At 26.1% G+C, this 11,928-nt stretch carries 2 protein-coding genes and 1 pseudogene; 1 reads left to right on the top strand and 2 read right to left on the bottom strand.

What is annotated here, in order from left to right; genetic code table 4:
* Positions 1 to 508: 508 nt before the first annotated feature.
* Together R7X45_RS02295 and R7X45_RS03760 are read right to left on the bottom strand one after the other, a co-directional pair.
* The gene (locus R7X45_RS02295; protein WP_318055764.1) at positions 509 to 2,461 is read right to left on the bottom strand and encodes an ABC transporter ATP-binding protein; all 1,953 of its coding nucleotides are present in this window, start codon (positions 2,459 to 2,461) and stop codon (positions 509 to 511) included.
* A gap of 45 nt (positions 2,462 to 2,506) precedes the next feature.
* Positions 2,507 to 4,788 (bottom strand): annotated as a pseudogene (locus tag R7X45_RS03760) (ATP-binding cassette domain-containing protein).
* 752 nt (positions 4,789 to 5,540) lie between these two features.
* Here R7X45_RS03760 and R7X45_RS02280 point away from each other — a divergent pair.
* On the top strand, positions 5,541 to 11,471 hold the full coding sequence (locus R7X45_RS02280; protein WP_318055761.1) for an MGA_1079 family surface serine endopeptidase: 5,931 nt from the start codon (positions 5,541 to 5,543) through the stop codon (positions 11,469 to 11,471).
* Positions 11,472 to 11,928 lie beyond the last annotated feature (457 nt).

Below are 11,928 nucleotides of genomic sequence, written 5' to 3'. Positions count from 1 at the left end.
AACCAAAAGCCCTAAATTTAAAGATTTCTAAACGGGTAAATTTAAAGCATTCCATCATATTTAAAAACATGATGGATAATTCGCAATATTTGATTTTTTAGCCAAAAAACATAACTAATTCCCCCTTAATTCAATATCAAATTTATTAATTCATTTTTAGTGAAACTTATTATAACATAATTTTATTTTAGACCAAGCATTTTTTTTTTTTTTTTGTAAAAGGTTAATTTCAAAACTATAAAAATTAAGACTTTAGCCTCCAAAAAACACGGATTTACCGATGTTTTTGCACATTTATATTCAATAAAAAGTGAATTTTTGCCATTAAACTGACAAACCCAGTATTTAAGCAAAAATCAACTAATTTTTGCCTTTTAAAACAAACAAAAATTCCTAAAGAATTAAGCCTTGAACAACTTTAAATCTTTAGGAATTTATAATAAATAACAGAGAGATTTTACAAATTTATCTAAAATTTAGTCTTAATTATACAAGTAAAATCCAAAAATTAGAATTGCTCAAATTTTAGCAATTTAATTACGGGTTTACGATAACTTAGTCAAGAAATTATTAAATAAATTACTGAAATAGAAGCGAACATTATAAGTCATATTATTATAAGTAAAGCCCCAACTTGGCTTAGTGAGGGTAGTAAAATGTTTTGACCAATTATTGCGGTATAAATTTTTCCCATTGACGGAATGAAAACAACTGAATTAATAAACAAAATAAAGAGGGAAATTATAATAATATTTAGTCAATGGTAAAAGAAAATTTGTCAAGTTTTAGCATTTAGCGCCTTAAGAATTCCAATTAATTTCATTTTTGAATCACTCAGGTTTTTAGCATAAAAGACTGTCTGAATTAGCAAAATTACAATAAATAAAACTAAAATAGCACCAATAACTATATTTGTAAATGATTGTGTATTTAATATTGATTTTGTTATGCCACCTAGAGACGATTGGATTTCAAATTCTTTGTTGTTTTTAGCAAAGTTTTCAATATTAGTCGCTAAATCATCATCAATATTAAAATACAGTTTCAATACTCAAGGGTCAATTTTTTCTGGCTTATTGTTGTCAAGATTTTCATTTGGCCCGCTCATTTTTTGGACAGGTTTGGCTAGTTCAAAAAATTTATGATGTAAAAAGCTAAAATTTAGTCTATCTAAAGTAGACAAACTACTTATACCAACTACTTTTAGATCTACGGCTGTGTTTCGAAAACTTGATACACTAATTTTTTGATTGTTTGGTTGTTCTATATTAAATTTTGTTGCCAGCGATTTTGAAATTATTACTTCATCTTTGTTTTGAATGTTTCTGCCTACTAAATTTTTGTTGTCAAAAATAAATCTATTTTTAAAAAAATCACTTTCATCAATATAGTCAACAGAAGAATCAAACTCTACTTTATCGCCATAAGTGAAAGTAACCTTAGGAAAGTTAAAAATAGGAACAATCTTTACAATTTTTGGGTTATTTTCTTGAAGTTTTGTGATTTCATTAGTAGAAAATGTGTTTATTTCTGCATTTGATTTTTTGGTTATTACAACCGAATCTAATTGATATTCAATTGTGTTTTGCAAATTAGTACTGCTAATATTTAAATTTAAGACTCCAAATAATAATGTTCCAAAAAAACTGGTTAAAAAAAGCAATAAAAATAAAATACTTGAAGTAATTTTTGATTTAAAATCTGTAATTGTTAATAAAAAACCTGTCTTAAATTCCTGTTTAATTTTCGAAAGTTTTGAATTTTTAGTAGTTTTTTGATAGTTTAAATCGCTGTTTTTAGCAATTAATGATTGATTTTGGCTATTTTTGTCGAAAATTTCCTCAGTAATTTTGTTTTTTTCAATATAAACAATTTTGTCAGCATATTTTTTTGCTAAATCAAGGTTGTGACTGACTACTAAAATAGTTTTATTTTTGGCAATATTAGTTAAATTTTCAAATACAATTTTTGCATTTTCAATATCTAAATTTCTTGTTGGTTCATCAAGTAATATAAAACTACTATCACGTGAAAGTGAACGTAAAATTGCAATTCTTTGCCTTTCGCCCCCAGATAAATTATTTACTTTTTGCTCAAGTTGTTCAGTTTTTATCGACATTAAATTTGCATTTTGATTCAGTGCATTTTTGTCTAAAAGTTTATTTATTACATTATTTCCTATTAAAATATTGTCATTAGATGTAATTTTTTCAATTAAATTAAAATCTTGAAAAACAACATCAACTAATGGTTTTTTAATTTCAGAACCATTTTCATCAAAAAAAGAAATGTTTCCACTGTCTTTTTTTGTAAAACCGGCAATTAAATTAATAAGAGTTGTTTTACCAATTCCTGATTCACCAACTACAAAAGTTACTTTGTTCGATGGAATTTCAAGATTTAGTGAACTAAAAATAAATCTATCATCAATTTTTTTTGTTAAATTTTGAATTTTTATCATTTTTCCTCAGGCCTAAAATTAAAAAACTTGTAAATCTTTTTTATATTATCTTAATAAAGTTGCCACATCTTTTCGATATGTTTTATAAGAAATTAATAGGTAAATAAATGACATAGATACAAAACTAATCAACCAAGTTAAAACAAAAATTACGACAATTTGCGAATAATCTGGCTGAAATAAGTTTTGATTCAGAACTATTTTGTAAATTTCCGGGATAATCAAAGTGGATAAAATTATACCTACAAAAAATACAAAAACACTAATAATTATCAAATTTAATCAATGGTACATGAAAATTTCTAGCGTTTTACCACCTAGTGATTTTAAAACTGCTATTGATTTTTTCTTAAAGTTAGAAAGATTTACAGCATAAACGCTAATAAAAATCAGTAAAGTAATACCAAGAACAATAATTGAAGCAAAAATAATCGAAATCAAAGTAAATTGGGAGGCAAATAAAGTGTGCCTTACTTCATCAATCCCTCCAGAGGTTGAATAATAACGTTCGACACCAGATTTACCATATTTATCCATAAAATCTTGAACGTTATTATAAAGATTTTCATGATTAAAAAAGACTAAAAATTCACTAGGATGTACTTGGCTGAAAAAATTTTCAATTTCACTGTTAAAAATTACTATATTCTCTGGTTCTTCAGAAGTATTATTAGTAGTGTTATCGACATCAAAGATACCAACAACTTTAAAAATATAATAACTGCGAAAAGTAGTATTAATTTCTATTAGTTTTCCAATTTTATTAGTAATATTAGAGCTAACTGCAATTTCGTCGAATGATTGAGGTAAATTACCTTTAGTTAAATTTATTGAATTTGCCTGGCTTGAATTTTGATAAAAAGATTTGGTAATAGTCGGATCAATAATTGTTGTATTGTCATTTGTTCCTGAAGTGCGAGAGTCAAGAGAATAATAATTATCTGGCAAAATATCGAATCTATTAAAATTTTTGGATCTTTCTTTATACCCCTTTTCAAATGTTGTCTTTAATTTATTTGTATGGATTAAAGACAACAAAGGTTGATCAAAACTTTTTTCTTCAATTACTCCAACAATTTTTACTTCTTCAAAATGCTTAGAAAAAGAAATTTTTATTTTTTTCCTATTGGGTTTGTGATTTGAAGTTGATTAATAATTTTCTCAGATAAAATAACTTCGTCTTGATTAGATATAAAATTATTATTAAATTTTTGGCTTTTAATAATGTCAGCGAATCTATTTTTAAAAAAATCCGACTCATCAACGGTGAAAATTGGGCCTGTTGAAACTTTTTTATCATCATAACTGAATTCAAATGATTGTAAATGAGTATATATTGGTATTATTTTCTCTATTTTTGGGTTTTCTTTTTTAAGTTTCTCTAATTCATTAATATTTAAGGAAGAAAGCCCCTTTTCGCTTACGTTTAAGGTGTCTAAATTATATTGAACAACGTTGTCAAAATTAATATTTTTAGCAGAAATATTTAAGTTAACAAATAAAACTACACCAAAAATCATTGCTAAAAATGAAACTAAAACAAGAATAAAAGTAGTAATTTTCGATCTAAAATCAGCAAAAGACAAAAGTAAGGCGACTTTTGCTTTTTGGTAAAAAGATGGTTTTTTATATACTTTATTTTCAGAATTTACTGAAAAATTATTGGCAGATTTTTGTAGATTTTTTTGGGGTTTATCTTTATTTTCTATTGATTGAATATTTTCATTTTCTACATAAATAATTTGATCAGCATATTTTTTTGCAAGCTCCAAATTATGACTTACAACTAAAACAGTCTTATTTTGTGATATTTTAACTAACAAATCAAGCAATGCAATTGAGTTTTCTTTATCCAAATTCCCTGTAGGCTCGTCAAGTAAAATAAAGTCGGCATTTCTTGATGAACTTCTTAAAAATGCAGCTCTTTGCTTTTCACCGCCTGATAAATTCTTAGCTAATCGATTTAATTTTTGACTATTTATGTTAATTGCACTAGCTTCGTTTTCAATTTGGTTATTTTCAACATAACGATTTAGAATATGATTTGCAATTAAAATATTATTTTTAATTGAAAGTGATTCTATCAAATTAAAATCTTGGAAAACAACGTCCACCAAAGGATTTTCAATTTCACTACTATTTTTAAAAAAAGAAATTTTTCCACTATCCTTTTTTGTAAAGCCAGCAATTAAGTTAATCAGGGTGGTTTTCCCAATCCCTGATTTTCCAATAATAAAGGTTATTTTATTTGAAGGAATCTCGAGATTTATTGAATTAAAAATAATTTTATTGTTAAATTTTTTTGATAAATTTTGAATTTTTATCATCTAAATAAACCTCTTGATTGCAATTAAATGATTCAATAGGAACTTTGCTCATATTTTTCGAGGTAATTAATAAGGCTTTTAGTATAAAAATCAATACATACCGACATATTGGCACTAATATTGAGTTCACTGTTGTTATTTTTTAATATTTGCGTTTGTTTTTTAGGTTTTAGCAGCTATTGTGAATATCGAAAAGTATGCAATTATTAAGCCAGTAATTTAGATCTTACTTTGTTCATGATCAACCTCGCACATTAAATTTAATTAATAAAAAAATTATAACAAATTTTTAGTTTTTTGAATACATTTTTTTATTAAATGAAATAAAATTTAAAAAAATAAAAAATCAAATATTTTTAAAATAAATTACACAAAAAATTTGAACATTAGCTTTTTTATCAATGATTTTGACAGGAGGCTTTTATTTATGTTTTCTGAAATTTGAACTTAAAAAATGTGAAAATAATTTAGCTCATATGAAGGCTTGGTTTTTATATGAAAAGTGACTTTAAAGTCTTGAATTTTTATCAAATCAATGAATGAACTTATTTTTTGATAAGTAATAGTTACATTTTCAACATTTTAGCGTTAAACATTGAGTAATTCTAGCTGCAAAGTGACATGAGAATTTAATACGAGTGTTTAAAAACAAATTAACACACTAATTTAAATTGAAATATATAGGTTTTTTAATTTTTTGTTATATAATTATATAATTAATAAATTAAAACTCTCATAAAATAGGAAAAATAATGTACAGAAAAAAAGCAAAAACCAACCCAATATTTTTATTCGGGGTTGGTATTTTTTCACTTGTTGTTGCCTCTTGTTCAACTTCAAACTCAAATTCATTTCAAAATTACACCGATCCAAATAAAAGTCTTCAAAAAAATCAGGTAGATAATTTTTTTCTTCAGTATCCTAATTTTCCTGAAACTATTAAAAATAAAATAAAAGATTCCTTAAATATTTCCTCACAAAATTTCTCAAATTCAGAATATATGCCCAAACTTTCTCAATTTGTAGAACAATACTCATCAGTATTAGATTTGTTTGGAAAATTCGAGTCGAATTTTAAATCTAAGACAATTGATAAGTCTTTTAGTGTTAACGAGGACAAATACAATAATTTAAAAAGTGAAATTGAATCGTTTAATCAAAAAATTCTAAATTCATCTAATTTTGAAACTAAATTGGATGAATTTTTAACCAAAATAGGTGAATTAAACGCCGAAATTACTAAAACCAACGAGACCCTTAGCCAGGAACTTTCAACTTTTAGTTGATTTAACACAGTTTTAAAACACGCAAACCTTGTTAATCTTAAAGCCTTAAGTTCACAAATTAACGACAAAATTACCACTTTATATAAAAATGATAATAAACAAGAAATTGAAAATTTCACCTCAAATTTACTCATTTTGGAAAATATTATCACCCAAATTAAATCAATAAAAAATGAATATTCAACTGAGAAAAATGAAGCTTTCAATAATTTAATTACAAATTTTAATTCAAATATAAATTCTGATAACTTAATTAACAATGTCACTGATTCAATTGAAAATCTTAAAAATATCCAAACTAATTTAGAAAAAATTGTTAATGAGTCAGCAGGAAAAAACGAAAAACTACAAGAATTAAAGAAAACTGCTATTTTAGATGTTGAGAATGCCACTAATTTATCTGAAACAGTTCAAAGTAATTTTAAAGAAAAAATAAATAAGTCAATTACTGAATCACAAGTTACTCAAATTAAGGAATTTATTTCAGAATTAGAACGTGTTGCATCGCTTCTATCTTCATTGAAAACTGAAAAAGCAAAGCTAGAAAATGAGCCTAATTATTTAAATTCTGAAAATAAAACAGAATTAGATGAACTAATGAGTTCGCTAAATTTTTTAGATGAACAAAATAAACTTGTATTAAATGATGATATTTCCACTAATACAAATTATTTTTTATCTAATGTTTTAACAGTTAATGAAAATGTAAAATCAGAAATAGCACGTCTTAATGGTGATGCAAAACTAAGCGAAGCTAAAAAAACTTTGGAAAATCAATTATTAGCGAACAAATTTAGTCCAGATTTTATTTCTAATATTAAAACACTGGCAAATTCAAAAAAATTAGTTTCTGATATTAAACATATAAGTTCTAGTGTTTTAAAATTAGCAGATTCACTTGATTTGTATAATGTTGAAGTCAAAAATTTTGAATTATTGTTGAAAAACTCAAGCACATCTACAACAAGTAAGCAACAACTTGAAGAAAAAAATAACAAAATTAAAGAAAAATTAGACCAAAATCTCCGATTCAATCAATTTGACAATGAAAATTTGACCACATTTGCTGATGAATTTGCTAATTTAGTCAGTTCATTTTCACAAACAATTTTAGATTCAAAAACGCAAAATGAGCAAATTGTGCAAGAAAAACCACCAGCAAAAGTCGCACAAAATTTATCAGATTTTAAACAGCAAGCTCAAAATGCCCTAAAAATTAGTCTTGATGACCAAGGGCTTGACCGTCATAGTATAAAAAAATATCTTACTTCTGCTTCTTTTAACCTTCAAAATGCAAATCTTTGGTTAAAACAACCACAAAATGATGAAATAAATTTCAAATTATTAGACTTATCATTAGATAATAACAACAGAAATATTTTAGTCCTTAAATATGAGGCGACTTCAAGAAAAAACCCTTCACATTCAACAACTTTATCCACCCAACTTTCAATTTCTAATAATGATACTGACTTAAATGCGATAATTTCTTCATTAAAAATAGATTTTCTTGATGACTATTTTGATATTTACTATAATTCGTTCCTTGATTTTGAAGAAGAAAATTTCCTTAAGCAAGATGTAAAAAAATTTATTTCAGAAAATTTTTCCCAATCAAAACAAACAATCGGAAATTTTTTCCATGTTTCATTACTGGACCAACCTGAATTAACTTTTACCAGTGATAATAAAATATCTTTAAAATTAGAAATTAAATTCAATAACCAAGTTATTAAAACAGTCACTGTTACATCCAAGAATCAAGTTAAGTTTAAAGAAAAAGATAACTTGCCAGTAAAAATTGGATATACTCAAGAGTTTAAAAACACCAGTTTTTATAATCAAACCTACCTTACTGATCCTGAATATGTTGATTATGATTTTTCAAGATCAAATAATCATTTAGATTATTTTTGGCAAATTGAGGAACCTTCGGGTGCTGGTGGGGTCGGAAGTTATTGATTTTATAAATATTTATTAAAACCAACTTTAGAAACACTGCAAAAAACAGGGCAAATTGATAAAAATAAAAAATTTAAAACTTTCGATCAAAATCCGAGAGTTGTAAAAGTTTCAGAAATTGGTTCAGAAGACCCAACACAACAAAATGAATTAAGTAAGGCTGACCTGGACAAAATTTTTGATAAAATTTTAAAAGATAAACATTTTTTTAACTATGAAATTCCTAGAAATGCGACAATTTCCTTTTCAACTTTTGATGTAAATAATGAAAAAAGAAGAGTTTTAACCTCAAGTACCACTCAAAGTATCTCCTTAAAGTTATTAATAAAAAATGGTCAACACACTAGAGAAGAAATTGTACAATTTGCGCCTAAAGATTACTTAAAACCGATTTTATCACCGCGTGATAAAGCTGATTTATCGTTAATTGAAAAAATTTTAAGCGATTCTACCGGTAAAGAATTATTTAAAAACACAAAAATTAACAATATCGATAATACCCATGGTCAAATTTCACTAGCCGGAAAAACGAATTCAGAAATAATTGACTCACTTAACAAGCTTTATACATTTGCTAAAATTGGGAAATTTGAAATTTTTGCAAAAGATGTTATTTCTACAGACATTTTAAAAGGTCAGGCAAAAATTTTCTTTTGGTACAAATATAATGGCCTAGAATATCCGCTAATTGTTGAAGGAACTACACGTACTGATGTTTTCAAAACTGAAAAAGCCATTAATTTTTCAAATTGACTGCCAGCAACTTACAGCGATATTAAGCCTAAAAATGGGTCTAATTTCACCAGTGAAGATTTTTTACCAATTTCAGAAGAAACAGGTCAAAGGGATAGTCATGGCAGACTAGTTGTAAAACCTAACGATATTTCCAATGATGATAAATCAATAATTGATCAAATTAACAGTCGCCACTTTGATTATCGTAGAGTAACCGGTGAATTTTATAAAAAAGAAAAAATAGACATAAAATATAGACTAATTGACCCAGCAGATATTGTTGAACAAAAAGCTGAATCAAAGTTAAATTATTTACTTGAAATTAAAACTAAAAATGATAGCGTTAGAAATAAAGATTTAGATAACTTTAAAAATAAAGAAGTCAAACTTGAAGGTGAAGATAAAAAAAGTGGGAAAAATAGTGAAAAATTACCAATAATTGTCGAAAAGCAAATATTTTTTGATAGCGATCCTCAAGTTACACTTGATACTTCAAAAATTTTAAAGGATTATTTTGTCTATTATTATGATGTTAAAACCACTAATATATCAGGCGAAATGACTTTTAAACTTGGTTTTATTAACAAAAAAAATACAAATATCCGCTATAGTTCTAGGAAAGACATAAAATTACAAAACTTAGAAAACGATTATAAAAATAAACTTTACCCTGAAGTAATTCTAAATAAAATCAAATATTCTGATTTTGTTCGCAAAAATACTAGTTCACTTACAAGAAGTGTGTTAAATAACAATGATTTTCAAAATCTTTTTGAAATCAAAGAAGAAGCTCTTAAGTACAATAATTTTAAAATCTCAAAGGAAAATTTACAATTTCTTGAGACAAAAAAACATAATAATAAATTATATTTCCGTCTAAAATACGTTAATGGGTCTTATATTGTTGAAGGTGAAACTTGATATTTTTTAACAAATGTTAATAGTCAAAATAATCACACCAATATAGATTTAGACACACAAAAGCCATTAGTTACTTTATTTGAATCTCAAAATGAAGTAACTAGAAGTCGTGAAATTGAACCTTATTATAAAGATTTATATTGAAATTACGATAATTCTACAAAAACAGCTAAATGAACACTAAAAGAAAAATATTTTTCTGAAACATTTTTAAAGAATAATCCTAAAAACCGGAAAATAAATCTGCAATTATTTGGAAATGCTTTAGTTCAAAATACCCGAAGACTTACCCGAATTAGCGGCGGAATGGACTTGCTTGAAAACAAACCAACTAAAGGCGGTTATGATTTTGTTTTTGACTTTGAAAAATTAGCAAAGGGCGAAATAATAGCAATTACTGAAGAAACCAAAAATGTATTCTTTGAAAATCCAGGGAAAAAATTTGAGAATTTTAAATTTACTTTAAGTGCTCAATATATCAAAGATCAAGGTATTGAATTTAAATTATGACTAAATGATGCAAAACTTGGTCTAATAGTTGATAATGTTCTTAACCATGTTGAAAAAGGTGCTGACTTCTATAATAGCTCAAGATTTGACACTTTTGATCCAAAAAAAGCCTTTATTTTACATAAAGCTGGTGCAAGAGTTCATATTGAATACACAAACGCCCTTGAAAATGAAGATTTTGGTTCTAAAACAAATCAGTTTGATTATAAAAATATTGACTACACTAATGAAGAACAACCAATTTCATTTTTCACCAATTCAGATGCTTACAATTTACAAAAATATAATCCAAACCAAAACGTTCCTTATAAATTACATGAAGGATATTTACAAGATTTAGACTTTTTACATAAATCTTGAGATACTAAAAAGTTCCCACTTGCAAAAAATTTATTAGCTAGAACCTTTGGCTTTAGTTTTGGAAGTGCAACTATGCTTGCAAAAGTAAATGATGACCCAGATGATGGTAAATTTTACATAATCACAAATAATCACGTCGAAGGTGGCGCAAATTTTGATTTAAATACCCTTTTTGGTAAAGATTTAACTCATTCTTTATCAAACAGTCGCTACATGGCTATTGCAAGTAAATATTATTCTAATTCAATTGATGGCGGTTATAGCTATTGAGGTGGGCCAAACGCGGTCAAAAATGTTCCTGCTTGGATAGTTTGAACCGGTATTAAACAACCGGATGTAAATGGAAAAAATGCAAAAAATGTTGACATAACTGTTCTAATTGTTGATATTAAACCTTTAATTAAAGCAGCTTATGAAAGTGGTGAGTTCCAAAAAGCAGCCTGATTATTGAATTGATATAAATTACCTAACTTAAAATTAAATTCAAACGGTCAAACAGATTTAACATTTTTTGGTCAAAATGTTAAACATTTTGGAATGAATGGATTCCCTTATGCAAAACAAAGTGGTTATATAATTAACAGGGCTAATTCAGATCAACAAAATGTTACTATTTTAAATCAAAAAGGTTATACTCCATCATATTTTAATGCCGGGAATTCCGGAACTGGAGTATTAGGTTCAAATGATGAGTATATTTCAACAATTAATGGAGGTTCGCCACTTACATTTTTACAAAGTTGGAATTATTCAACAGCAAGTCATAATTATTTTGGAATAAATTGACAAAATGAAAAACCGCTCGAACTAAAAAGTAAATATAGTTTGTCTTCAATGATAATGAGACTTAATGCTCAAAATCCGCGTGAATACAGTCTTCCTTGGTTTTTCAAGGATTTTGAAAAGTAAAATAACTTTAAAGTCACAAAAATTAGCTTATTAATTTAGTCTATTTATTTAAACTTTTCTATTTTTGTTGATTTTATTGACATTAAAACTAAAAGGTTCAAAATCCCGAGTTTCCCAGTTTAATGAATAATCTTAAAAAGTGTCCTGGTTTATTTGGGCACTTTTTAACTTTTTTGACAAACTCAGAAAAATAACTATCAAAGCAAAAACACTAAATTTTAAATCTAGCCATCACGAAAGAAAAAATTTACTACTAAGCAAACTAAAAAAGCTAAAATTTTAGCTGAAAAAGCAAAATTTGAAATTTTTAAACTACCTTTTTTAGTTCAAAACACTGACAAAAACCATAAAAAAACAACTACTATTTAAGCTCAATGTAAATAGAAAGCTCGTTTTTACTTACATTGAGCCTAAAAAAATATGTGAAGTTTTGAAAGAGCCATAATCAAAAGCCATA

The organism is Mesomycoplasma ovipneumoniae (assembly GCF_033343935.1).
In the GTDB taxonomy this organism is placed as follows: Bacteria; Bacillota_I; Bacilli_A; order Mycoplasmatales; family Metamycoplasmataceae; genus Mesomycoplasma; species Mesomycoplasma ovipneumoniae_G.
The sequence above is the reverse complement of the archived record's forward strand: the minus strand, read 5'-3'. Positions and strand labels throughout refer to the sequence as shown.